Source organism: Vibrio sp. N418 (genome assembly GCF_000222565.1).
GTDB lineage: Bacteria > Pseudomonadota > Gammaproteobacteria > Enterobacterales > Vibrionaceae > Vibrio > Vibrio scophthalmi.
On record NZ_AFWD01000032.1, the window covers coordinates 43,640 to 69,550 of the forward strand.

Here is a 25,911-nt window from a genome sequence, read left to right on the forward strand (position 1 = left end):
AGCGTGACCAAATAACCAAATACTACAATCTAGCGCTTGCCAAACTCACACCAAAACTCACAAAAAGCCCGCCGCTAACATAGTTAAGCCATTTGGTCACTTTCGGTGTGGTGAGCATCGCTTTCAGTTTGCTCGCAAACAGAATCACAACTAAGAACCAACTAGAAACAACCATCGCTTGAGTGAGACCTAACAGCATACTTTGCTCTAAGATATGTTGTGGTGACACAAACTGAGGAAAGATGGATAAATAGAACAACACAATCTTTGGGTTGAGTAAGTTGGTTAATAGACCCTTGATAAAACTGCTTGATAATGAAGGGGTTAATGTCGATTTTTTGGGATCAATTTTAAGCTCTGACTGGTTTAAGGCCGCTTTGACATTGTTGATACCCAGCCAAAATAAATAGGCAACACCTAGCCACTTGAAAATGCTAAAGGCCATTGCGGATTGTGATAACAACAGGCTTAGGCCTTGTGCTGAAATAAACGCATGAACTAAGAATCCCACGCTTACGCCTAGTGTATTGACAACCGCAAAGCGTTTACCTTGCGTCAGTGATGTGTACAAAATAAGAAGGGCGTTGGGGCCTGGGATTATTGCCAAAAAGAAAACGATGCCAGCAAAGGCAACGAGCGTATCAATCGTCATGTTTTAAATACCAAAAATATCACAGTGATTAGCAATACACTGCAAAGAATAACGCCGTGTTGTTATCGAAAACGGCAGAGCGAACAGAAGATAACTAACTGAAAATAAGTTACTTATTATTGATAACATCAGTGTCCAGCAATAAGCTACGTTAGAACGCGATGACTATAGCGTAACGAGATCAGCAGTTCAATTACGACTTAATAGGCTTAGCGTATCATCTTGATTTAACCAGCTAATAGAGTTAGCTGAGACAATTTTTCTCCTGTCTTTCTACTTTTCTTTAACGTCTTCTGTTGCACCATTATGAATAAAGTCATTCGCGTATGGTGGCAGGTCATAAGCTATAAGTGATGTTTAGATCGTCGGTAAATCCAATAACGATATAGCAACATGCCACTGCCGATCATTAGCCAGAAAAAGCCTAAGGCTAAATGAAGGTAGAAAGGCCAGTGTGCAAAGTAATCCGCAGATCGTTCACTGTTGAGCAATATCGGCACGCTTACTAGTAACGGATTCAAACCCAGCAATAGCGCGAAATAGGGATAGCGCCATGCAATAAAAGGCGTTTCACTAAATTCTTTGCCAGCGTCAAACGCATCATCAATGAAGACGATACGTGGATGGTAATCTTCCTCTGTGGTTTCAACTTGTAAATATGGAGTGACCGCAGGGCTAGGAATAAAGCCAAATTGAACACGTTGTCCTAGCGCTAAAGAGATTCGCTCTCTTTCCGTTGGAATGACAAAGCAAAGCGCCGGATCTTCAGGCGCGTGCTCTGCACTTCCACTAAACCAAACTTTTCTGCCTTCATTTCCAACAACGATACCTTGCGCCAATCTAACGGTTTTCTCAATAGAGTGGTCAAACGGACATTTTCTATAATATCGGTACACGAAGAGTAAAACGGGCAGTGCGCATACAGGAAAAATACTTGCAAAATAGGGTGTTGTCTGTAGTCCAAAACAAAAGATGACAAAGGAAAAAAAAGAGAAGAAAAACACGCCCAATGACCGGAATAAACGCTTAGGTTTTATTGAGAGGATCTTGAGTTGTTGTCGCTCCTCTGCTGTGCTTGCTCGGTTGGCTGTAATCTCAATGTTGAGTACATCCGCAATTCCCGTCGGGTTGAATCTTGCTTGCCATTGCGCAGCGAAGTGCTCGATGATGGTTTTATCATTAGCACTGAGTAAATAGGATTTTTTTTTGTGAATATAGATTTCGGCTTTTACATTGCCCTGATCTTGTAAAAACGGCTTTAGGTGAGAGCCAAAAACTCGATATGGCCCGATGAGAAATTCACGATAATCATCCCATTTTTTGCCCATCAATACGGAGCTGTAACCTTCGATGTTGAAGACGGGACCTATGGGCAGTTTCTTACCATAGATTAAGTATAAGACTTGTTGCTCTTTTAACGTCAACTGCCGATTTGGTTTTGTCTCGGCTAATTGATTAATGGCTTTTTTGCTTTTAATTACGCTGTAAGGTAGGTAAATAAGGTAAAAGAGAACCAAGACTCCACCTACGATGAAGATGAAATAGTCCCAAAAAGAGTACTGTTCAATAGGCATGAATGAATGTCCTTGCTCGCGTTAGAAACGATAATACTATGATTATTAAGCCTATAATCCCCACTCTTAGTTACCCAAGAGTGGGGCTATAAGCGTTGATTAATGAACCATAAATTTCATCACCGCTTCTTTCACTAAGCGTGACTTATCTTTCGTGAGGGGCTCAATCAATTGAGAGGCGTCAGTGGCGCGACTTAATATCTCAGGCAACTGCGCGCGACGTCCGGCGTAAAGATAAGCTAAGGTTTGGGCAAAACTACCTTGATCTGTGTGGTCGTAAATGCCGCGCGCGTGGTTTTGAATAAACTCGCAACACGCATCAAACTGAGTATGTTTGATACAGAAACGCGTAATATGAGCTAGGTTCACGCCTATTTCGATTAGCCAATTCAACATAAACTGCATGGCTTCTTCGCTGGTTTCCCTTAAGCGTTGGCTTTCACGTACTTTTTCAAAGTACTCATTAAAATTGATTTCACCTTGTTCGAGCCTGTGTAGTAACCAACACTTTTCATAGTTTTCATCCAGCACTTTAAAGCCGTGGCAATCTTGGTTGAGCAGTAGTTTAGCCAATCTATTACGGCGTGGTTTATCCAGCGTCCAAATAAACTGGTTCATACTGTATAAACGATATTCGTCTAGGCTAGGGCGGAAACCATCCATTGCGAGATGAGCATTATACAAATTAGCGATGCTGTCATAGTCGATCTCGCCTTCTAGGTAGGCCCATGTTTGTTCGCATAAATGCTCGATACGCGCAGTGGTATCTTGCAGTTCAGCAATGCGTGCCAGTAGAGTTTTACTTTCTACTTCTGAATTGAAAATCAGTAACGTCCCGCGCGGCAATGAGTGTTGGTAGCTGTCTAGTGGCACTTCATGATCGGCCATTAGAATGATATTTTGCTCACCACATTGTTTCAGTACTGTGCTCTTTAACCAAGAGCAACCGTTGACATAGCAAGGTTTGTCGTGCACGGTATGCTGATCTGAAGCGATAGGTTTGAGTAGATTTTCCGGCGCTTCATCGCCATCACCAACGTAGAGGCAAGCTTGACCATATTCATATGCTAGAGCGCCTTCCCATGATCGAATATTCAAACGCACCATCAATGTCAATGCACGTTTGAAATCATGCTCAATATCTAAACTAACCTCAGGGTATTTTAGTGATACATCATGCAGGAAGTCGATTTTGGTATGTTCATTAATGTACTTTAGGCCTTCACGCATCGCTTCGGCCTTCTTACGGTCGATGGCGCCAAACATACCGGTTGCGGTGCTGGTTATTTCACTATAAGCATCCAACCATTGCTGATAGGATTTGTTATCGTGGAAGTGACGGCTCATTTCGTAGGCATTTAATTGACCAGAGTTGATGCCTGCTTTTTCTAACTGCTCTGTTACGTTAATTTCATCAAGGGGAGTGTTTATCGTCACGTCCCACGGCTCATCAGAGTGAGCACGCATGATGTTACGCGCAACGCGTACCGGCGCGAGAGCGATCAAGAATCTCCATAGGCGATCCGCTTGAACGCGCAACGGAAGTGGCAGTTGTCGCAACCAGAAGGCAATCAGAGTAAAGCGTTGGAAATCGTCATCGCGATCATGAAATAGCGTGTAGCCAGGTTGATACTCACTGAATTTATTGACGTGAAGCTCACCACGATTGACATCATCACGGTATAAGTGAGGGGTTATTAGAGCAAGTAGCTCGGCTTGATCATCTTCTGGTTTATCGGCGGTGAAATACGCTTTAATACGCGTGATATCAGCATCGACTAAACCAGAGTTAGGAAAGTGGTGATCATCGCGAACTCGGCATGATCTTATGATTTTCGCCGCTGCCATCTGCCAAATGTGTTGCTCGTTGAGGAAATTGAATAGTGCTTCAGTAACGTCATCCCCAATACGCTGGTTGAAATCGTTGAATAACTGATAGCTTGCGAGAGCGAAAAACCCCATATCAGCGAGCTCACAGTCTGCCCAAAGTTTGGGATGGCACAGTTCTCGGGAGGTGCGTAGCACGCCATCGACACGTTGAAAGTGAAGTTTGTAGAGAATTTCGTCTCGATCGATAAAAGTGCCAAAAATAGATTGCACGTCACGCGCGAGCGCGGGGTCTAATCCCTCAAGTGCACTTAATATTCCGTTCGTGGCAGTCGTTGCGTCGGTTGTTGTTTCATTGACTGAACAGTTGATGACAGCCTCGTCAAGTTGGCTATAGCGACGATAATAATCTTGGCGTGACAGCAGTGGCTCGTCTTCTTCGGTGAGTGATTCCATCATATATTCGTTGAATTCACGTTTACCGAGCGCGCGGTAGAAGACATCGACGATGCGAAGATATTGTTCTCGGCGCGCTGCAAGCAGTGTGATATCGCTATCGAGTGTCACCGTTAGAGTCGTGGTTAGGCCGTTAGCGAGTTCAATCGTTGATTCATCCCCAAAGTGGTCGGTGAGTAGATCGTCGCGAGCCAAATCGAGAATATTCTCTATTTCATCAAGAATTCCGCGGTTGTTGTACTCCCATGAACAGAGCTGATCGTCAATGTGTTCAAACATGAGCGGCGCATGTGCTTTAGCCAGAGGGATCAATTCAATTTCATTGATAGCATCAAGCGCATCGCGCTCGGTGCCGCTTTCGATATAGAGCCATAAGCGATCACCTTGCGGCATCGCAAGAATCAGTGGTTTTAGTACTTCAGTGCCGTAGTTGAGGTCATAACGATGTTCGTCTCGCTCTTGATAGGCTTTATAACGGGCGCGTTTTCTTAGTGCACTTTCAGCGGGTTTGACCAGTAAACCGTCAACTTGGCCTTTTACCATTCCTTGTAGATCATAGGCCTCATTTTCTAACGTACTGCCCATAAAGGACTGTTGCATAAAGGCGTCTTCAAGATCGTCATCGTAAAAATTACGGCGGCGTGGAAAGAGCGTTTCATATAGCCACACGACGGGATTGCAACCGCTGAGATCTTCTTCCTCATCACTATGTTCATCGTAGGAATACAGCAGTACCGGTTCTGCTTGAAAACGTTCGATGACACTTTGTTTAAAAGTGCCATATTGGCATGGGTTTTCAGTTAGGTATTCACCTAGCGCTTGGTGGGTTGGGGTATCGCTATAGGGATTGTTCATAAACATGCCTAAGCGAAAGCTTGCGTTGTCACACCATATATAAGCTTTGATCACTTCAGGGTGCCAGCCAAGTTCAGACACAAATTCCGCTAAATAGTGAATGCAATCACCGGTATGGTCTTCATCCCAGTACGGGAAGAAAAACTGTCCGAGTAAGTAGAGGTATTGTAGATCTGTTTTAGCCAGCATATAAACGGCTTCAACACCGAATACGTCCATGTCGTCAATCCATATCTCGTCGGTGTCGTTAACGCGACGGCTGTAATCCACGATGGCTTTGACTGTTGTAACGATGGTCTCTTTCAGTTCTGGGTACTGCAATGCGGCCGCAAAGAGAATAGGCTCGGAAATGTAAACTTCGGATTGGTCGGTGATCTCTTCGTTTAGATATCTTTCGCTACCACCTTGGTTTTTAGTTAAGGCCGATTTTAATAAGCCGAATTTGCTACCGGCATCACTGGCTTGTAAACGACGCACTTTACCTGCGTTGCTGTGTCTAAACTCGACATCAAACTGCTGTTCATTGAAGGCTTCGCCGCTGATCAGCATCGCTTGATATTGGATGAGTGCCGTTTTGATTTGCTGAGGTTCTTGGATATCGAGGGTGATAATTTTATTTTTATCGAATTGGTTCATGAGGCGTAATGTGCTGTTTATTAACTGCAAATACAGTAGCTTAAAACCACTATGAGAAACAGCGCTACCATTGATAAATCATAGGCTAATTGGCGCTTATGTAGGGTTTATCACTTTAAAATTTCTATTTGTTAGTTAAAGGATAATCTGTGTGATTGATTTGTGTTCTTTTAATTAGTTGTTGTAATGTGAGCGGGCTTTGTAATGACACGATAGTGAAATGGTGGTTTTCGATGCGCAATATCAAGCGGTATAATGGGATCAAATTTCGATATATTGCTTGGGTATAAAATGAGAAAACACTATACGGTGGAAGGTGATATTAACGCAAAGAAAGCCAAAGATGCCTATCCAAAGTTGGCGCTATGCGAAAGTTGCGTGAGCGGTTATATCGTGATCAGTGAAGGTGAGCGTACCTATGATCAGTGTGGAAAATGTGGTGCTGACGACTAACGTTTTGGTTTATCACTATGAAAAAGGTCAGCATAAGCTGACCTTTTTCATTCTGGATCAAAAATCCGGATTAGCGTTCAGAAAAGCTTAATTGCACTTCATCAGGCTGCTTGTGCATCCAGCGTAGGCGAGAACCCAGCATAAGCGCACCAGAAGAGAGTCCGATAATGAAGCCGATCCAGAAGCCGTGTGCGCCCATCGGTTCAACAACCCAATCGGTCATGCCAAGGATGTAGCCTGACGGTAAGCCAATAATCCAATACGCGATAAAGGTACGATTAAAGATTGCTGCCATATCTTTGTAGCCACGCAATGCACCTGCAGCAACGACTTGGATTGCGTCCATACATTGATAAATCGCCGCCAGTAGCAATAATTGCATCGCTAGATCGATAACCTGACGGTTATCTGTGTAGAGTAGCGCTATTTGCTCACGGAATAGAACGGTAAGTAGTGCTGTGGTTAACGACATCGCTAGCGCGACCAATAAGCCTACTCGTGATGCGACTTTTGCACCATCGGTACTGCGTTCGCCAAGGCGGTAGCCGACACGAATACTCGTCGCAGCGCCCACACTCATCGGTAACATAAAGATCAGTGATGAGAAGTTGATTGCCACTTGGTGAGCGGCAACAATCATTGGCCCTAGTGGGGCAACTAGCAATGCGACAATAGCAAACAGAGTCACTTCAAAAAATAGCGCAGCTGCGACAGGAAAACCGAGTTTAAATAGACGAATAAGCGCCTTTAGTTCCGGTTTGTGGAACTGCTTAAATAGCTTAATGTAAGCGACGCGTTTTGCCGTCAAAACATAAAGCAGCATTAAGCCAAACATAATCCAATATACAATAGCGGTTGCCACACCACAGCCTACACCGCCCAGTTCCGGCGCGCCAAATTTGCCGTATACGAAAATCCAGTTCAGTGGAATGTTACACAGTAAGCCAACAAATCCGATAAACATTGCCGGTTTAGTGAGTGACAAACCATCGGTTAGGCTACGCAATGCTTGAAACATTAAGAACGCGGGAACTGCAAACATCACCGCATGCATGTAGCCAACCGTTTTTACTGACATGGTGATATCAACGTCCATGAGATCCAGAATTGACTGCGTTTGGAATAACACACCAATAATCGGGATTGAGATCAATAGCGCCATGACAAAACCGTGTTGGATTTGGAATGGGATTTGATCGACTTTTCCTGAACCATTTAATTGCGCGACGATAGGCACCAAGGCCATCAGCAAGCCTACACCGAACAAAATTGACGGAAGCCAAATACTTGAGGCAATAGAAACCGCAGCCATATCGATAGCACTGACGCCACCAGCCATTACAGTATCGACGAAACCCATCCCAGTTTGTGCCACAGAGGCGATCAATACCGGGGTTGCTAACTTAATCAGTGTGTTAGCTTCTTGTTTATAACGATGCACGAAAAGAACTCCAAAAGGGGGTACACAACTCATCCCCCAACGAGTGGGTTTTGATACGAATCTGCCAAATTGCGCTTGAGACTGCAGGCGGTGCTAAGTCGGGATTTCGGGCGTCACTGGCGGTTTATTACAGAAATAGTAAATCAACAGCCTAGGTGTGAGTGCGCTTTATATACCGCGATTTGTCAGACTGGTATGGGCGTTGTTGTGCTTAAAAATCACGCGCATTATACCGAAACTAAGCGATTCGTCGCGGCTTTTTAATTAGTTTTTAGTAAATAACTATTCAGAGTTATATTGAGGATGGAACGGTTAATTTAAAACTTAGTTAAATCAATGGTATAAGCATCGTTTCTCTGTTGGTGTTTTTATGTCAAATAACCCATGTTTACGGGTGTAAAGCGCGATAAATACACGGTCGATGGCTCAAGTTTGATTGGCGGTAGAGTGCTTCATTGCGTGTGCAGATTTACCAACGCGCGAGCTTGCTTTAGAGTGTATAGATTCGCGAGATTTAAAATTGTTACCGACCAAGGAGATAACCATGTTTACCGGTATAGTACAAGGCATGGCAAAAGTGGTTTCTATCGAGAAGAAACAAGATTTTCAAACGCACGTGATAGAGCTTGAGCATGTACTGGGTGCAAACCTGTCGATTGGCGCTTCAGTGGCTCACAATGGTTGTTGCCTTACCGTGACGAGTATTGATGGGGCGAATGTTAGCTTTGACTTAATGCAGGCAACGTTGCAACTGACCAATTTGGGCTTACTCAATGTCGGTGATTACGTCAACGTAGAACGCGCGGCTAAGTTTGGTGATGAAATCGGTGGGCACAGTATGTCTGGCCATATTGCATTAACCGCTAAGGTGAGTGAAGTGATTGATACACCGAATAACCGCACTGTATGGTTCGACATGCCAAGTGAGGCCATGAAATATGTCTTACCGAAAGGTTATATTGGTTTGGATGGTTGCTCGTTGACTATTGGCGAGGTAGAGGAGAATCGCTTTAGCGTTCACCTCATTCCAGAAACGTTACAACGTACCTTATTTGGTTCGCGCAAGGTGGGGGATAGCATCAACGTAGAAGTTGATCCACAAACTCAAGCGATCGTTGATACCGTTGAGCGCGTATTGGCCGCTCGTCTCGCGACTGAAGTTTAGCTTAGGGTGATTGATTAATATGAAATCAGCCCATGCGAGCTAAACGCATTGATCAAAAAAGAGCGCTGATGCGCTCTTTTTTGATTGGGCTAGAAAATCTGTTCGTCGTCAGCATCAACGGTTAAGTCGATGCGATCCATCTGTTCGTTAACGGTGAGATTGAAATGAATAGCATTACAGCATGCCGAGCAATCATCGAAGAAATCCTGATTACCATTTGATGCGTCGAGAGTAATGCCAATTGAGTGGCCACAGTGTGGGCAGACAACCTGTTTCTCGGTGAAATTACGCATAGACTTACCTCTTCATTACCACTGGTGACGATATGGCTATCACGAATCATTGCCATAAATTAATACTACGGCGATAAGTTAGTAATGGGCGTGAATTAAGTGCAAAATTTGATTGTTGGCATAAAAATCACAGATAACCGTTCTTTATTTCGATAGCTGTGATCTAAATACTTGCAATCGCGTAAGCCACAAAAATGTAACTGCTTGTATAATAAGGTTAATAATCATTCACTTGGTCAATGAGTTGTTGTGCTTCATCGAGGTAATGACCACCAAACAAATTGTAGTGGTTGAGTACATGATAAAGGTTATAAATGGGTTTTCGCTCGGCGTAGTGTTGCTCTAAAGGCATAACACTTTGATACCCTTGATAGAATTCGGGTTTGAATCCACCAAATAACTCTGTCATCGCGATATCACATTCTCGGTCACCCCAATAGCTTGCTGGGTCATAGCAAATTGGGCCTGCTGCTGAATTAGCGACGTTACCACTCCAAAGATCACCATGAAGGAGTGAAGGGCGAGGGTGATGATGCGCCAGAATAGCTTGAATTTTTTGGGTAAATTCAGCGATATCGACCAGTAAGACACCTTTTTCCTTGATCAGCTGCAATTGCCAACCAATTCTCTGCTCGGCAAAAAATCGTGACCATTTACGATCCCATTTATTGGGTTGTAGCGTATTACCAAGGTAATTATCAGAATCAAAGCCATATTCTTTTTGCTCGCCCCATTGATGTAATGCCGCGAGTTGTTGCCCAAAAGTGAAACTCGCTTCGCCATTATCAAGCGGTTTGGTGGGGAGATAATTTAAGATTAAGAAGGCATGATGTTTCGATTTGCCGAGATGAACTAATTCAGGCGCAAATACCGTACTGGTATTGCGTAAGCATTGAATGTTTTCTGCTTCAGATTCGTATTTAGCTAAAAACTCGCGATGATTGATTTTGATAAAGTAACGCTGCTCACCGTCACTGATCATATAACTTTCGCTGATGTCACCACCGGAAAGCTTTGTTTTTTCGCGAATTACAAAAGAAAACATCAATGTTTCAGATAACTGCTCGGATATTGCTTGCCACATAGCCTGCCCCTAAATCATCTAATTTCAGGTTACAGTGTAGGTTACTGACGTGATCAATTCCGACTTACAAAGCAAAGAATTCAACAATTTGAAGAGAATTAGGCAGCCTACTTGCTAAAATGTGAACAGCATCGTTGTTATAATGTTGGGCAAGATTTTGTTTCGTTAGTGCTATTTTTGTTTTCGCTTTGGCTGATACAGCGATGGCAAGATGAAAAGTACGATTTATGATCCAGCTTCACATGTTACTGGAACTGAACGATTACAATGTTATAGATACGCTGGTATTTCGCTTACAAAGCCACGTACGCCTAAGCCACATCGTCACATGGCGATAAATTGTGGAATAATTCATCAATTAAATAGGTTGCATCCTTGTTTTGGGCTCTAAATATCATATCGTTACGTCGATAATTGTTAATGTGCGCCTAATTCCCGTAGTATAGATACAGAAAACAATAATTAGATGGAGATAAAATGGTTGTTGATACTGATGGTTATTTAGCCCTAGTTGAGCATCTCGCATCCAATCTCGACGTATTTTCCACAGAAGATGGCGATACGGGCAAAGAGAGCGTCGAAGATGTCGTGACTGATATGGTGGCGAGTAACATTATGGCGATCTTTGAACAGAACCCAGAATTGCATTCGAGTGTTCGCTTTAAGTTGCTCAAAGAAGCTGATTCAGTAGTGGCAGATCTCGGTGAAGTGTTAGCGGGTATGTGGACCAAAGCCGCGACAAATGAACAGATTGCCTTCCTTGATGAGTATGTTGCATTGGTTAAAAACCTGTTCGACAGCGCCGTCGCAAAATACGACTAACGCCGCTGATAGATTAGATTCAATTTGATTTAAAGTGCAGGCGGGGATGTTACTCGCCTGAATTGCCAAAAATTCCCCGCCCAATATGGGTTATCCATCCGAGAAATAATCACCCCTTTTGAAGTCGATGCATGCATGAATTGGTTTTGGCCTAAGTACACACCGACATGACGTGTTGTTCGTGAGGTTTTAAAGAACACCAAATCACCGACATTGGCTTGTTCGTATGCTATCTCTTCGCCCACTTGAACTTGATATTTTGTGGTTCTTGGCAAGTTAAGTTGCGCGGCTCTTTGATAGGCGGTTTGCACGAAGGCCGAGCAATCAACCCCCTTTAAACTACTGCCTCCTAGGCGGTAAGGTGTGCCTTTCCATATTTGAAATACATCCAGGAATTCACTTTTTAATTGCTGATGGTAGGCCGTGATATCGGGGCTTAGCTCAGATTGTGATGGTGAAGAACTGCAACCCGTCAAGGCCAGTGAGGAGGCCACTAATAATTTAATGCTGTGCTGGCGAATAACAGAGACTAATTTGATCATTGCGAGTTTTATCCGCCTTAAAGTGAAATTTTACTGTAATAGTTAAGCCATAAACTGCATTGGAACAATTGATTAACAACCCAGTGCTAGGATGCAATGACTTTATTTAATAACGCCCGATGGACCCTTTCTCTAATTCAATCTCTCACAGCCTTATTTGTTGGTTTTTTGGTTTTGATGATTGGCATGACGATTGTGAATAACAAAGGTTTGCAAGAAGTGGAACATCACTTTACAACCTTATCAGACCGAGCGCTTCCACTCTCTTCCGCAAACGCGAAATTAACCCAATCTCTCCTTGAACAGACGAAGCAGCTTAGCTTCAGTACGCAGTCATCATCAGAAAAACAACTTGCTGCAATTGAAGCTAAAATTCGCCAATTAATCCACTATAGTCAGCAGCAAAGAAAAGAAGTTTTTGATATTTCTCACAACTTTGATCAAGCTATTTCGGAGTCACAGAAAATTCTACTGCGCGATTCGCTCGATAAGCTCAATCGTCACACCATGTCGGTTATCGCGACGCAGCGAAAGTTGTTGGCAATGCAAGTTGGTATTGATGCCGATGTCGCTGCGTTTCGTTACGGGCTTAGTTCGATTGGGCCTGAAATGAATCGTATATCGTCATTTCTCTCTCTCGATAACCCAGAATCGACCGATGCGGCGAATCGCTTCATTGCCAGTGCAAGCTCGATGGAAGGAACGTTCTTGATGCTGATGATGCAAACCGACTTAACCAAAGCTGAGCAAGAATACAAAGAGATGCGTAATCGGATCGCGGGTATCAATTTGGCTTATGATGATTTTGCACAGTGGCATCCGGACATTGCCGAATTTGCAAGCCTGACAGCGCCTTACGATATGGTGAATACCGGTTTCAGAGACGACGGTGTATTGAAAGAGATCTTAGCTAAGTTAGAACTGGTTAAGCAGCAAAATAAGCAAACTGCCCAAGCACAAGCTTTGGCACTACAGATAATTGACACCCTTAATCAAATATCCTCTTCAGCAGAATCATTGATAGCAAAAAGTCAGTTTGTGGTTAAGAACACCATATCCTCTTTATCCAATACGTTGTTACTTGCTTGTAGTGTGAGTGCTGTGGTGATAGTGACATTGTGGATTGCTTTACGTCGATGGCTAAAGGGCAGTCTCAAGCAAGTACTGGAACAATTGAACCGCGTCTCAGAGCAAGACTTTCGTCAGCGCGTGAATCAGCAAGGGCCTGACGAAATACAGCAGGTATCCGCTCGCTTGAATCGCCTCATTGATACAACAAGTGAGTCGCTAAACTCCGTAACGAGCAACTGTGAAATACTTTATCAAACGGCTCAATTGAGTCACGATGCGGCAGACTCATCTAATCATAGCTTAGAAGCCCAAAACGATGCGTTAACAGAGATGGTGACCACAATTACTCAACTAGAAGCTTCGATAAAAGAGATTGCGACGGTCACCAATGAGTCGCACGATGAATCGAAAATTGCGGAAGAGTATTCAACGCAAGGTGTGGTTGCTATAGAGGATAACCGTGTACGATTGAAGGCGTTAGAGCAAACGTTAGATACTAATGAACAGTCAATGATTGCACTTGATGGCCGTGTGAAGCGAATTTGTGAAATGGTCGATTTGATTTCTGGCATCGCTGAAAATACTAACTTATTGGCACTCAACGCGGCTATTGAAGCGGCGAGGGCGGGAGAGCAAGGTCGAGGCTTTGCGGTGGTTGCTGATGAAGTGCGTAAGCTGGCACGAGATACCTCCGATCAAACCAGCAATATTCGTCATAATATGAATGAGCTGGTGGCAGCCGCAGACCAGTCGCGTCACGCGGTAGAGGGTACTCGCAAAGAGATGGTGTCTGCATTGGAATCAAGTCAGCAAGTGAAAAGTGCGTTTAATGATATTGAGCATTCTGTTGGACTGATTCGTTCTCGTTTTGAACAGATCTCAGTGGCAACCGAGCAGCAACAACGCGCAACTGCAGAAGTGAGCCGCGCAATCACTCAAGTTTCTCATCAAGGCGATGATACTAAGACTCAGCTAGAGGCGATGTTAGAGAACGCGCAGCAAGTAGCACAGATCGCCAAAGACCAACAACAGATGCTACATAAATATCGTTTAAGGTAGAGCGGCGATTGAATCGAGAGGCGAGAGCGCTACGCTTAGAGTGCAGAGAGAGATTTGAGAGTATAGAACGCTACGCTTCTCTCCTCTAAAATCTCGACTCTTGATTCTCCTTTTATCTTTTCGCTTCTCGTTTCTAAAATCTCGATTCTCGCTTTTATCTTTTCGCCTCTCGCCTCTCGCCTCTCGCTTCTACAGTCTCGACTCTCGCTCTCTCTCAACTCTCACCCCTATTGGCGACGAAATGGCTGCGTTAGCATCTTATCCAACCATTGTTCCCGTGGGGTGCGGAACCCGGGTACACCAATTTTCACCTTGTCATGACCTAATTCAGGTTGGGCGCGATAGGTACCGAAAAGGCGATCCCAAATCGACAAGAAAAAACCGAAGTTAGAGTGCGTCTCTTTAACGATCACAGAGTGATGTACGCGGTGCATATCTGGGGTGACGATCGCCTTGCGTAACACCTTATCGAGATTGAGTTGCAGTTTGGCGTTACTGTGATTAAACATCGCGCTAACGTTGAGGATGATCTCAAATAGCAATACGGCCAGCGGTGAAATGCCCAATGAAACCACGATGGCGATTTTTATCCACATCGAGATGATCATTTCAATGGGGTGAAAGCGGGCGCCCGTCGTAACATCAATATCCTGATCGGCGTGGTGCATACGGTGCAAGCGCCATAACCATGGAACAGCATGAAAAATGACATGTTGAACATAAATGGCTAAATCCAGTAGTACGACAGAAATAACTACCCCAAGCCAAGCGGGTAGGGACAGCCAATGAAATAGCCCGATGTTGGCTTGCTGAGCCCACAAGGCCGCCTCAAGCGCAAGCAGAGGCATAAAGAGGTTCAAACAGAGCGAGTTAAACCCGATTAGACCAATATTGTTGAGCCAACGCTGTCCTTTGCTTTGAGTGAGCGCTTTGCGTGGCACAAGCCATTCCCACAAACCGCACAGTACTAAAGTGGAAAGAAAAAAGCTCAGCCGAATCATATCTGGGTTTTGCATTAAGTATCCTTACGCTTTCAACTTGCAACTGACGCTATGGCGAGTAGAATTTGTCGCCCGAATATTATTATCAATGAATCCGAATGAGAATCCACGCATTTCATCGTCTTTTCCTCCATAGACAAGCAGTAGCAACACGAGTATTCAATGCCAGAGGCAGCAAAGTGGTCCGTTGTGATTACTGCCAAGTGGCTACTAAGTACTGTGTTTGTGCCTATCAACCAGACATCGACACCGATGTGGCGGTGATGCTGATCGTTTCGGAAAGTGAAGTCTTTAAGCCAAGTAACACCGGCCGCTTGATCTTAGATGCAGTGAAAGAAGGCTATGTATATCAATGGAATCGCACCGAGCCGGCACCTGAGATGATTGCGTTATTGCAAGATGAAAACTATCAGCCGTTTATTGTCTTTCCAGACGAATATGTTGATGTGAAATCGCGCTTGATTGAACAACCGGCACAGCAGTTTTGCCAAGGTAAGAAACCGTTGATGATTTTGCTAGATGGTAGCTGGCGTGAAGCACGCAAAATATTCCGCAAGTCCACCTACCTGCAGCATTTGCCAGTTTTATCGATTCAGCCACAAGTGTTATCGCAATATATGATGCGTAAGTCTGAAAATGAACAGCATCTTTCGACGGCAGAAGTTGCGGTATTAGTACTGGAACAGCTGGGTGAGCGACAGGCATCAAAAATACTCGATGAGTGGTTTGCGGTCTTCCGAGAAACCTATTTACTAAGCAAAACGCGAATCAAGCCTGATTTAACGCGTCCTGCCTTAAAACACTACCTTGCCGCAAATCCAGAGTTAGACAATTGATTTGGTTGGTTAAACCCTGTTCAATTGATTTATAAATGGTCATAGGTCACGGATTGTGACCACTGCCTTATGGATAATGACCCAAGTTTTGGATTTTATAAATTATATTCTGGGAGTGAATACAATGTACTACGGCTTTGACGTGGGTGGCACCAAGATTGAGTTTGGCGCATTCAATGAGAAATTAGAACGTGTTGCGACAGAGCGCGTGCCTACGCCAACCAGCGATTACCAAGCACTACTTGACGCGATTGCGGGCTTGGTAAACAAATATGATCAAGAGTTCAACTGCGAAGGTAAGATTGGCCTTGGTTTGCCTGGCATGGAAGATGCTGATACTGGTGCGATCCTAACGGTAAATATTCCTGCGGCGAAAGGTAAGTTGCTGCGTAAAGATCTTGAAGCGAAAATTGGTCGTACTGTTAAAGTCGACAACGACGCGAACTGTTTTGCGCTTTCTGAAGCGTGGGATGAAGAATTAAAAGATTCGCCATCGGTGATGGGGTTGATCCTTGGTACTGGTTTTGGCGGTGGCTTGATTTACGATGGTCAAGTATTCTCAGGTCGTAACCACGTCGCGGGTGAAATGGGTCATATGCGCCTACCAATCGATGCATGGTTCCACCTTGGCGAGAATGCGCCACTACTTGATTGTGGCTGTGATAAGAAAGGTTGTATCGATAATTACCTTTCTGGTCGTGGTTTTGAATTGCTGTACGCTCACTACTTTGGTGAAGAGAAGAAAGCGATTGAGATCATTAAAGCACAAGCAGAAGGCGAACCTAAAGCCGTTGAACACGTTGAACGCTTTATGGAGCTCTTGGCGATCTGTTTTGCTAACCTGTTTACTGCAAATGATCCACACGTCGTGGTATTAGGTGGCGGTCTATCAAACTTTGAGATGATCTACGATGAAATGCCAAAGCGTATTCCGAAACACCTGCTTTCTGTAGCGAAGTGTCCAAAGATTGTAAAAGCGAAACATGGTGATTCAGGCGGCGTTCGCGGCGCGGCATTCTTGAACATCAAGTAATCGCTAATTATTTCTGATCAAAATGCAAAAGGGCTTCCAGTTGGAAGCCCTTTTCTTCATTAGTGCTTTTCTTGCATCTGCACGGCGTGCTTACTTGTGCTTTTTACCCACACCCAAGTTCTCTTTTGGCTTGAGGGTAATTTTACCAAAGCCTAATTTCTTAAAGTGGTTGTCACGGTAGTTACGTACCGCTTTGGTATCAGAGATCAGTTCAAGTTGGATTTCCATTTTTAGGAAATCAGTAATATCAATGCCTTCAGCCTCTGCAACCGCTTCATGGATATTGTGGTGTTGCTGGTAAGAGAAAAGCAGTTCTTTCTCTTCGTCTTTGTAAGTATAAATAATTGTACGAGCCATAGTGTTACTGCTTCTAATTCGCTAAATAGGAAGGCCAGCAGAGTAGGCTGGCCTTGAATGGGCTAGATTCTGCCTTGAAGTGGGATAATTGTCACGCTTTCTCCGACTTTTACTGTATCAACCGCCGGTGAAATTTCGATAAGACAATTTGCCTCACTCATTGATCGTAAAATACCCGAACCTTGTTTACCGGTAGTGTGCACTGTTAGGCGACCTGCTGGATCGATCTGGAATACACCGCGGCTATATTCAGTACGACCTTGGCGTGAGCGCAAATCCTCAGTAGCAATCGCATTCACTTTCAGTGGTTGCCAATTGCGCTCACCTTGCATTTTACGCAAAGCCGGCTCAACAAAGTTGATAAACGACACCATCACGGCCACTGGGTTACCCGGCAAGCCAAAGAAAGGTTTTTCGTTTACCTGACCAAAAGCGAGTGGACGGCCCGGACGCATATTGATACGCCAAAAATCGATTTGGCCAAGTTTATTAAGCGCCAGTTTCACGTAGTCTGCATCGCCTACCGATACACCACCTGATGTAATGATCACATCTGTTTGCAGGCTGGCTTTTTCGATCGCATCAATCATCACTTGTTCGTTATCTTCTAAGATACCGTAGTCGATGACTTCGCAACCCAGTTTTTGCAACATTCCCATGATGGTAAAACGATTTGAATCGTAAATCGTATTCGGCTTTTGCTCAGTGCCCGGCGCTTGGACTTCGTCACCGGTGGAGAACAAGCCAACTTTTAATTGACGTGCTACTTGAGCTTGACCAAAACCAAGGGAGGCGAGCATGCCCATTTCAGCGGATTCGATGCGAGTGCCTTTGCTAAACACGTCGCTACCTTGCGCTAAGTCTTCACCCGCTTGACGGACATTTTGCCCACATTTGATGAATGCTCCAGGGAACGTGACGTGGTCACCGTTGGCTTGTGCTTGTTCACGCATAATAACGGTATCAGCACCTGCTGGCATTGGGGCGCCAGTCATAATTTTTACCGCTTGGCCTTGTTGCAATTCACCTTGGTAAGCGTGGCCTGCCATCACTTCAGCAACAACGTGATAGCTTGGAGTTTCAGCCTCGTCGTTGACGATATCGTCGCCACGAATGGCAAAACCATCCATGGCTGAATTAGTGTATTGCGGCACATTCACTGGCGAGGCAACATCGATAGCCAGCACTCGGTTGTAGCTTGCTTCAATCGGGCACGATTCAGTCTCTGTGATTTCATTGACCAGCGATAAGATTTTCTCTTGGCCTTGTGTGACTGAAAGAAAAGCGGGGGACAATATGTCGCAGCATGAGGACGCAGGCTTATCGATTTGCGTGTTGCTTACGTTGTCACAACATGATTTTCCGTTTGAGGCAACAAAGTTGAGAATAAACTGAGTAATGGCATCAAGATCGTTGATGTCCATTTGTGGTAGCTCACTGTCAGTTACTTTGCTGTCTGCGGCGATCGCAATAATGTTGTCGTCACTTGGATAAAGCCATGGCTTGCCCACTTCGTCGCGGTGCAGTTCAATTTTTGGGAAGGCGATGTTTTTGCAACCCTCCACTAGGATCACATCAAGCTCTTGTTGATCGAAACGGCTAAGCAGAAAATGAAATTCTGATTCTTCTTCTGGTGTTTCTGTCATCAATGCGTAGCGATTACGCGATGAGATGAGCATTTGGCTTGCGCCCGCTTTACGTAGGCGGTAGCTATCTTTACCCGGCTGATCAACATCGAAATTATGGTGAGCATGCTTGAGCATACCAATACGTAAACCGGCTTCGGTCAACTTAGGCAAAAGCGCTTCAATGAGGGTCGTTTTGCCTGTGCCTGAGTAGGCGGCAAAACCAATTACAGGAATTAAGTGGCGTGCTGTCATGATTCTAGAGTCCCAAATTGAGCAAGTTCTTGCGGCGTATTTAGATTAACAAAACAGTTTGGCGAGTCGCTAAAGTCTACATATGAGGTGTTGCATTCTTTGTAGAGTAGGATGATTTTACGATCGCCACGCTCTAAAAACGCCGTCAGTTTAGGTAATACGCGTTTATGATAGAGAGTAAATACCGGTTGCTGATGGTCACCATCGTGGGCAACCAAGATGTCGCTTTCCGGTGTCACGTGTGCGCAGAAACGGGCCACCAAATCATGGTTGATTTGTGGGCTGTCGCAAGGGACAAAACCGACCCAATCGGTGTCGGCGTGCACTAGGCCGGCATGAATACCGCCCATTGGGCCTGGGTAATCAGCAAAATGGTCGCTAAACACGGGACCAAAGCATTGATATTGGCTTTGATTGCGGTTCGCGTTAATTAAGATGCTAGGGGTCTGTGGTGACAAGCGTTCAATAACGTGCTGTATAAGCGGCTTATTATTTAGTTCGATAAGACCTTTATCTTTGCCACCCATGCGGCTGGCTTGACCGCCAGCCAAAATAACCCAACTAGTTTGCGTTGGATGTAGCATAGTCGCTCTCTTGTTTTTCATCTGTGATGATCTGTAGCAGCGGTGACTCTATCAGAGTTGATTCTTTTATCCACCACTGTTTACGGCATAAATCGGTTAAGGCGTTCTTTTGGTGGCTGGTGATGACAATACTGGAGCCTTTTTCGAGCAAATCTTTCGCCAACAATACTAAGCGGTCAATGGATTCTTGATCTAACGAGGCACTAGGTTCATCCATCAATAGGATTGAAGGGGTGAGAATCCACGCTCTCGCCATCGCGACGCGTTGTTTTTCTCCACCAGAAAGGACTGAAATATGTTCATCGGCAAGGGTTTCTAAGCCGACTTTGCGCAGTGCAAAGATCACCGCAGCACGTTTGTCTTGCGATGACATTTTTTGATAGCGAATACCGTAAGCGACGTTTTGATAGACCGAACCATCAAAAAGGTAAGGCGCTTGGTGTAAATACACCACATCACGGCGGCCACTTCGAGCCGAAATACGTTGAATAAAACTGTCGTGTGGCGCGATGACTTTTCCGGTGGTTGGCTTGAGTAGGCCGGATAAAATTTTCAGTAAAGTGGTTTTACCTACGCCGTTATCACCTTTTAAGTAAATTGCGTCATTTGGACCAATCGATAATTCAGGAATATGAAACAGCACTCGATTCTTAAATCGCATTGAGAGCTGTTGTGCAGTTATTTTTATTGTCATACAGCGCCCTTAGTTTCTCAAATAGCCACGACCGCGCATGCTACCTAACATAAAGTTTAGCAGCAGTGCCAGCGAGAGTAATACTATTCCCAGTGCTACGCCCTGAGCGAATGCACCTTTATGGCTCTCCATCGAGATTGCGGTTGGAATATTGCGCGTTACGCCCATGATATTACCACCAACCATCATCGAACAACCGACCTCGGTCACGATGCGAGAAAAAGCCGTAATTGTTGCAGCAAGAAGAGGAAAGCGAGTTTCCCAAATCATAGTCGCCGCGACGCGACAGGGTGAGGCACCCAGTGTGATTGCCGTTTCTACAGCACGACGGTCACTTGATTGAAGTGAGCCATGCATCATGGCAACCAAAACAGGGAAGCAAATCAGCATTTGGCCGAACACCATCGCCTTTTGGGTGAAGAGCATTTGCCAATCACCAAGCGGGCCTGCGCGAGACAGCAACATGTAAAGCAGCAAGCCAATCACCACCGTTGGGACGGCTTGCAGAGTATTGATAATCGATAGAAAGAACCATTTGCCACGAAAATCCGTGTAAGCAAGGATGAACGAGAACAGAATCGCTGGCAACAACACCAGAGATATCGCAGTCAGAGAGACATGAAAAGAGACCGCAACAATGGCTAGCAGGTCAGGATCAAAGGCGACCAAAAGTGCCAGCGCGTCTAGTGTAGTTTGCCAGAGACTCATGAATGATTATTTCTCGTTCGCGTTAGCGACAAATAGGTGCTTACCATTGATGGTAAAGTTATTAATTAACTCTTGGCCACGTGGGTTGACTAGCCAGTCGCTGAATACTTTCGCGCCTTGGTAGTTGATCGTTGGGTAGCGCTCAGGGTTAACAAGGATGACTTGGTAAGGGTTAAATAGGTTTTTGTCACCTTGGAACAGGATATCAAGAGCCAATTTATTTTGGTAAGCCAGCCAAGTGCCACGGTCAGTCATGGTATAGCCTTGCATTTCTGACGCCATGTTTAGTGTTGGGCCCATGCCTTGACCTACCGAACGGTAACCACCAAAGTTAGGTTCAATTTTAGTTTGTTCCCAGATGCCTTTTTCTTTCTTGTGCGTACCAGAGTCATCGCCACGAGAAACGAAAGTAGAGTTGGTTTTTGCAATGTTTTTAAATACATCGAAGACATCTTTTTGCTGTGCAACTTTTGCAGGATCGGCTTCAGGGCCCACAATCACGAAGTCGTTGTACATCAATTTACGCGGTAACACGCCGTAGCCATGATCAACGAAGCTGGCTTCCGCTTTCGGTGCGTGAGTCATCACCAAATCAACATCACCGTTTTCACCCATTTTAAGGGATTTACCGGTGCCTGCTGCGATCACATCCACTTTGTAGCCGGTGTCTTTTTCAAACTCAGGCAAGATGTAATCGAGTAAGCCAGAATGGTATGTACTGGTGGTGGTTGCTAAACGAATATGTGGTTGTTCGTCCGCTGCGCTTGCGGTGTGGCTAAATAAAACAAGTGACGCTGCTGCTAAGGTATAACTGATTGTTGCTTTCATTGTAATGTTTTCCATATTGTTTGCCGTTAGGCGTCAATTTCACTACCTACGAATGGCGATAGCCAAAAATTGGCTGCTATGCCTTAAGCAAACTAAATGCCAAGATTTCAGCCTGTTTTTCAAGCAGATTAGGTTGATTTTGTGGACAAAAAGGGGCTTTGGGACAATTTGTCGCACTATTGCTCGATCCCAGTGATAAAACCTTGGTACACTCTGTCCCAATGACTGTGATTTTAACCGAGAAAACCTATGTCTACTTCTTTAGATGCAAACAAACTCTCTCAATATCAAGCATTTTCAGTTCTGGTTGTCGATGACGAGGCTGGTATGCAGGCGATTTTACAAAAAGCGCTCAGTAAATGGTTTTCGAAAGTGGATACTGCTGGCAGCATCGAGCAAGCAGAAACCTTACGTATTGCTAATCACTATGACCTTATTATTTTAGACATTAACTTACCCGGACGCTCAGGTATTGAGTGGGAAGAAGCGTTTAATGATGAAGAGCGCAGAGCCGATGTGATCTTCATGACTGGTTATGCCGATCTGGAAACGGCGATCTCAGCACTCAAACTGGGGGCGACCGACTTCATTCTTAAACCTTTCAACCTGAGTCAAATGCTGCAATCAGTACAGCGCTGTATGGATAAGCGCTTGAATGAGCGTTTGCAATATGCGCTGCATCGGGATGTCAAACGTCATATCACCACTGAGATCGCAGGCACTTCCGATAAAACCCGTCAGCTCAAGCAGTTGATTAGCCAGTTTGCTCCCTCACGCGCTTCAGTATTGATCGAAGGCGAGTCGGGGACTGGCAAAGAACTGGTGGCACGCGGCGTTCATGAGGCCAGTGGCCGTAAAGGGCCTTTTGTACCTATTAACTGTGGTGCAATTGCCCCTGAATTATTGGAGAGTGAGCTGTTCGGTCATACCATGGGAGCCTTTACCGGCGCAAAGAAAAGCCGTGAGGGTTTGTTCCGTGTCGCGAGTGGCGGCACGCTGTTTTTGGATGAAATTGGTGAAATGCCGCTGGCAATGCAATCGGCACTGCTGCGTGTGTTGGAACAGCGTACGATTCGTCCGGTTGGTGGTGAGAAAGAAGTCAGTGTTGATGTACGCGTTGTCGCTGCAACTAACCGTAACTTGCAAGAAGAAGTGAAGTGCGGACGCTTCCGTGAAGATCTGTTTTATCGCCTCAATGTGCTAAAAATTGATGTTGCGCCACTGCGTGAGCGTAAATCCGATTTGTGTGAATTGGTGCCTCATTTTACCAAAATGCTCTCTATGGAGTTGGGTATCGCTGATCCTAAGTGGGCACATGAAGACATTGAGGCGATGCAAAATTACGATTGGCCGGGCAATATTCGTGAATTAAAAAACCTGATTGAGCGCTGTATTCTTCTGGCTAAGCCACCCGCGCATTACTGGCGAGAACTGGCGGGCAGCCAAGTTCAGCCCAGTATTTCAGTTACGGTCTCTTCTGGTTCAGAGTTAATCGAAGTGGCGGAGCCACAAAAAGCGCAGGGCAAAGGTTACCCGAACTCATGGTCTCTTAAAGAAGTTGAAAAATCACACATTCAACAGTTAGTGGATTTCCATGATGGCAACAAGTCGGCTGCGTCGCGCGATTTAGGCGTGGCACGCAAAACCTTAGAGCGCAAATTTAAAGAGTGGGAAGCAGAGGATATGGGCTATGGCCAATAATGGCGGTGCTTCGCGCACGGGATTGATTGCTAAGTGGCGCTACCGTTTTAAAAGTATGGTTCGCTACCGCTTGATGATCCTCACCTCCGCGCCTATCTTTCTCACCCTACTGGCGTTGATTTGTATCACCATTTATTGGTCGATTCATTATACATGGCAAAGTGCCTTGCTTGATGTTTCCGAGCGTTTGGGCGTGGCAAATAACAGTATCGAACTGATCCAGCAAAAACAGGCGAATCATGTTAAAGCTTTTGCGGAATCTTACGATTTTCGTATTAAGTTAGAACGTAACGTAAGTGAAGATGAACTGCAACAATGGATTGCAGAACAAAAGAAACGTTACAGCTTAGATTTTCTTTGTTTACATAGGGTTGATGATCTCAGAAATCAATTTCGTTACCTAGATACGACGCAAGGTGAATCCTTCTTTGACCTATTGTCTGAGCAAGAACTGAATGCGCTCGATAGCGATTTAGCTAAACGTGCACAAGTGCCGATTTTAGACAGTCAAGAGATTGAGAATCGCGGATTAGTGAGCCGTACGGTGATTCCGGTGGAAGATAACAGCGGTCAATTGGTCGGTTTTCTTGATGGTGGCTTGCTGCTTAACAACAGCACCGTGTTGGTCGATCAAATTCGCGATTTGATTTACTCCAGTCGTGAAGATAGCTTACGTCCCATTGGTACGCTGACACTGTTTTTGGATGATCTTCGTGTCAGTACCAATGTGCCGCTTGATAGCAATGGCGGATTAGGCCGCGCAATCGGCACTCCAGTCTCTGATGTTGTGCGTGAAGCCGTGTTGATTAATGGCGAACAGTGGGTCAACCGAGCGTATGTTTATGATGCTTGGTATATCACTGCTTATGAACCGATTCTTGATCGAGAAGACAATGTTATCGGCATGCTCTACACCGGCTATCTGATTTGGCCATTTCTTAAAGCCTATATGACCAACATTGCCGAGATTAGCATTACGACGGTATTCTTATTACTGGTCTCAGGGTTGATGGTTTATCGTGGCTCGCGAGATTTGTTCAATCCGATTGAGCACATTCACCGTGTGGTGAAGATGATTCAACTGGGCAAAGACACACGCATTGGGCCACTCGGTCTCGATGATGAGCATGAATTGGCACAACTGGCGAAACAGTTCGATAATATGTTGGATTTGCTACGTCAGCGTAAAAACGAACTTAAAAATGCCGCCGTTGAGTTGGAAGAAAAAATTCAGCAACGCACGGCCAGTTTGGAAGAGAAGACCACCGAACTGGAATTGCATATTCAGCTGCTGCATCAGACTCGCGATAAGTTAGTGGTGCATGAAAAGCTGGCTGCGTTAGGGGAGTTAACCGCAGGTATTGCTCATGAGATTAATAATCCGAGCGCGGTGATCCTTGGCAACGTGGAGTTAATTCAATTTGAATTAGGTGAAGAATCTGAACGCGTCAAAGATGAGTTAGAAGCGATCCATGCGCAAATTGACCGTATTCGAAACATTACCCGTAGCTTGCTGCAATATAGTCGCCAAGGCGGTGTGCAAGATGAAGTGACTTGGCAGCATGTGAATCCAATCATCGAAGAGAGTATTACGCTGGTCAAAACGGGCAGTAAGAAACGGGATATTGAATTTGTCACCGACTTGCACGCTCACACCTCGGTTGAGATCAATCGCCATCAACTGTTGCAAATTTTAGTTAACCTGCAGATGAATGCGATTCATGCCATGCAAGGAAAAGGGCGCTTAACCGTTATTAGTGAAGATTGGAGTGAAGGGGGGAACGCCAAAGGTGCCTTGATTCATATTGAAGATGAAGGTTGCGGCATTAAGCCTGAAAATCTCAAGCGTATTTTCTCGCCATTTTATACCACTAAACGTGAAGGCACCGGCTTAGGACTTTCAGTCTCACAGAGTATTCTGAGCCAAACAGGTGGCGAATTGACGGCAACCTCTGAGTGGGGGGAAGGCAGTCGATTTACGATTCGTTTACCAAATAAAGCGGAAACGCATTTGCTTATTTCCACTCGCAGTTAAAGATCGTTACTGATTGAAAAGCACCTGAATTTAGGTGCTTTTTTTATGTCATTTTTTTGTTGGCTGTAAATTGCTCGCGTTATGGATAAAGAATAATCATCTAAATCCTTGGCGTCTTTGATTTATATTTTATATGAATTGTTACAAAAATATTTAATTTGGCAATAAATCACTTATTCAATCATTGAGTGCGAATCATTTGGAATAGAGATCTAAGTTAACAAATCTGTCATTGGCTTGTCTTTGAATAAACGCTCTAAAATTCAAGTCGAAGGGGCCTCTTCGTATCTGATTGTGAATCTCAACTTTCACAAGTAAACAATA

22 protein-coding genes are annotated in these 25,911 nt (G+C 44.8%); 8 read left to right on the top strand and 14 right to left on the bottom strand.

Annotation, left to right across the window (positions count from 1 at the left end; all coding sequences use genetic code 11):
• Positions 1-22: 22 nt before the first annotated feature.
• The 3 genes from RH86_RS04670 to RH86_RS04680 form a co-directional block, all read right to left on the bottom strand.
• The gene (locus tag RH86_RS04670) at positions 23-652 is read right to left on the bottom strand and encodes a LysE family translocator (RefSeq protein WP_009385294.1); all 630 of its coding nucleotides are present in this window, start codon (positions 650-652) and stop codon (positions 23-25) included.
• A gap of 344 nt (positions 653-996) precedes the next feature.
• A complete protein-coding gene (locus RH86_RS04675) occupies positions 997-2,226 on the bottom strand; it encodes a hypothetical protein (RefSeq protein ID WP_009385295.1) in 1,230 nt (409 codons plus the stop codon).
• A 99-nt stretch (positions 2,227-2,325) separates the two neighbouring features.
• On the bottom strand, positions 2,326-6,000 hold the full coding sequence (locus RH86_RS04680; RefSeq protein WP_009385296.1) for a hypothetical protein: 3,675 nt from the start codon (positions 5,998-6,000) through the stop codon (positions 2,326-2,328).
• A gap of 291 nt (positions 6,001-6,291) precedes the next feature.
• On the opposite strand from RH86_RS04680, the gene RH86_RS20530 reads away from it, so the two are divergent.
• A complete protein-coding gene (locus tag RH86_RS20530; protein ID WP_009385297.1) occupies positions 6,292-6,453 on the top strand; it encodes a hypothetical protein in 162 nt (53 codons plus the stop codon).
• A 70-nt stretch (positions 6,454-6,523) separates the two neighbouring features.
• On the opposite strand, the gene RH86_RS04690 is transcribed toward RH86_RS20530, so the two are convergent.
• On the bottom strand, positions 6,524-7,894 hold the full coding sequence (locus tag RH86_RS04690; protein WP_009385298.1) for an MATE family efflux transporter: 1,371 nt from the start codon (positions 7,892-7,894) through the stop codon (positions 6,524-6,526).
• A 544-nt stretch (positions 7,895-8,438) separates the two neighbouring features.
• Between RH86_RS04690 and RH86_RS04695 the strand changes: the two genes are divergently transcribed.
• Positions 8,439-9,059: a riboflavin synthase gene (locus tag RH86_RS04695; protein ID WP_009385299.1), complete on the top strand. Its 621-nt coding sequence runs from the start codon at positions 8,439-8,441 to the stop codon at positions 9,057-9,059.
• Between the two features lie 89 nt (positions 9,060-9,148).
• Here the strand turns inward: RH86_RS04695 and RH86_RS04700 are convergent, their stop codons facing one another.
• On the bottom strand, positions 9,149-9,352 hold the full coding sequence (locus RH86_RS04700) for a CPXCG motif-containing cysteine-rich protein (protein ID WP_005599081.1): 204 nt from the start codon (positions 9,350-9,352) through the stop codon (positions 9,149-9,151).
• A gap of 217 nt (positions 9,353-9,569) precedes the next feature.
• Complete coding sequence (locus tag RH86_RS04705) at positions 9,570-10,436, bottom strand: fructosamine kinase family protein (protein WP_009385300.1); 867 nt, start codon at positions 10,434-10,436, stop codon at positions 9,570-9,572.
• A gap of 477 nt (positions 10,437-10,913) precedes the next feature.
• Between RH86_RS04705 and RH86_RS04710 the strand changes: the two genes are divergently transcribed.
• A complete protein-coding gene (locus RH86_RS04710; protein ID WP_005599076.1) occupies positions 10,914-11,258 on the top strand; it encodes a DUF3802 family protein in 345 nt (114 codons plus the stop codon).
• Between the two features lie 29 nt (positions 11,259-11,287).
• Here RH86_RS04710 and RH86_RS04715 read toward each other — a convergent pair whose 3' ends face one another.
• Positions 11,288-11,800 carry an NlpC/P60 family protein gene (locus RH86_RS04715; protein WP_009385301.1) on the bottom strand — a complete coding sequence of 171 codons (513 nt, stop codon included), beginning with the start codon at positions 11,798-11,800 and terminating at the stop codon, positions 11,288-11,290.
• 96 nt (positions 11,801-11,896) lie between these two features.
• Here RH86_RS04715 and RH86_RS04720 point away from each other — a divergent pair, with 96 nt between their 5' ends.
• Complete coding sequence (locus tag RH86_RS04720; protein ID WP_009385302.1) at positions 11,897-13,930, top strand: methyl-accepting chemotaxis protein; 2,034 nt, start codon at positions 11,897-11,899, stop codon at positions 13,928-13,930.
• A gap of 227 nt (positions 13,931-14,157) precedes the next feature.
• On the opposite strand, the gene RH86_RS04725 is transcribed toward RH86_RS04720, so the two are convergent.
• The gene (locus tag RH86_RS04725) at positions 14,158-14,946 is read right to left on the bottom strand and encodes a sterol desaturase family protein (RefSeq protein ID WP_009385303.1); all 789 of its coding nucleotides are present in this window, start codon (positions 14,944-14,946) and stop codon (positions 14,158-14,160) included.
• An 83-nt stretch (positions 14,947-15,029) separates the two neighbouring features.
• On the opposite strand from RH86_RS04725, the gene RH86_RS04730 reads away from it, so the two are divergent.
• Both RH86_RS04730 and nagK read left to right on the top strand, forming a co-directional pair.
• Positions 15,030-15,767 carry a tRNA-uridine aminocarboxypropyltransferase gene (locus RH86_RS04730; RefSeq protein WP_038219263.1) on the top strand — a complete coding sequence of 246 codons (738 nt, stop codon included), beginning with the start codon at positions 15,030-15,032 and terminating at the stop codon, positions 15,765-15,767.
• A gap of 124 nt (positions 15,768-15,891) precedes the next feature.
• Complete coding sequence (nagK, locus tag RH86_RS04735) at positions 15,892-16,800, top strand: N-acetylglucosamine kinase (protein ID WP_009385305.1); 909 nt, start codon at positions 15,892-15,894, stop codon at positions 16,798-16,800.
• 90 nt (positions 16,801-16,890) lie between these two features.
• Here nagK and RH86_RS04740 read toward each other — a convergent pair whose 3' ends face one another.
• The 6 genes from RH86_RS04740 to RH86_RS04765 all read right to left on the bottom strand — a co-directional run bounded on the left by RH86_RS04740 (position 16,891) and on the right by RH86_RS04765 (position 21,851).
• On the bottom strand, positions 16,891-17,157 hold the full coding sequence (locus RH86_RS04740; protein WP_005599066.1) for a DUF2960 domain-containing protein: 267 nt from the start codon (positions 17,155-17,157) through the stop codon (positions 16,891-16,893).
• A 62-nt stretch (positions 17,158-17,219) separates the two neighbouring features.
• Complete coding sequence (locus tag RH86_RS04745; protein ID WP_009385306.1) at positions 17,220-19,037, bottom strand: bifunctional molybdopterin-guanine dinucleotide biosynthesis adaptor protein MobB/molybdopterin molybdotransferase MoeA; 1,818 nt, start codon at positions 19,035-19,037, stop codon at positions 17,220-17,222.
• Positions 19,034-19,621, bottom strand: a complete 588-nt coding sequence (gene mobA / locus RH86_RS04750) for a molybdenum cofactor guanylyltransferase MobA (protein WP_009385307.1) — start codon at positions 19,619-19,621, stop codon at positions 19,034-19,036. Before mobA ends, RH86_RS04745 begins: the two co-directional genes overlap by 4 nt.
• Positions 19,599-20,315 carry an energy-coupling factor ABC transporter ATP-binding protein gene (locus tag RH86_RS04755; RefSeq protein WP_005599060.1) on the bottom strand — a complete coding sequence of 239 codons (717 nt, stop codon included), beginning with the start codon at positions 20,313-20,315 and terminating at the stop codon, positions 19,599-19,601. The genes mobA and RH86_RS04755 overlap by 23 nt, the downstream gene beginning before the upstream one ends.
• Positions 20,316-20,324: 9 nt before the next feature.
• A complete protein-coding gene (locus tag RH86_RS04760; RefSeq protein WP_009385308.1) occupies positions 20,325-21,023 on the bottom strand; it encodes an ABC transporter permease in 699 nt (232 codons plus the stop codon).
• 6 nt (positions 21,024-21,029) lie between these two features.
• Complete coding sequence (locus RH86_RS04765; RefSeq protein ID WP_005599057.1) at positions 21,030-21,851, bottom strand: substrate-binding domain-containing protein; 822 nt, start codon at positions 21,849-21,851, stop codon at positions 21,030-21,032.
• Positions 21,852-22,100: 249 nt separating this feature from the next.
• Between RH86_RS04765 and RH86_RS04770 the strand changes: the two genes are divergently transcribed.
• Positions 22,101-23,552 (top strand): sigma-54-dependent transcriptional regulator, encoded by a 1,452-nt coding sequence (locus tag RH86_RS04770; RefSeq protein ID WP_005599056.1) that lies wholly within the window; start codon positions 22,101-22,103, stop codon positions 23,550-23,552.
• Complete coding sequence (locus tag RH86_RS04775; RefSeq protein WP_009385309.1) at positions 23,542-25,587, top strand: HAMP domain-containing sensor histidine kinase; 2,046 nt, start codon at positions 23,542-23,544, stop codon at positions 25,585-25,587. The genes RH86_RS04770 and RH86_RS04775 overlap by 11 nt, the downstream gene beginning before the upstream one ends.
• The last annotated feature ends 324 nt before the right edge of the window (positions 25,588-25,911 follow it).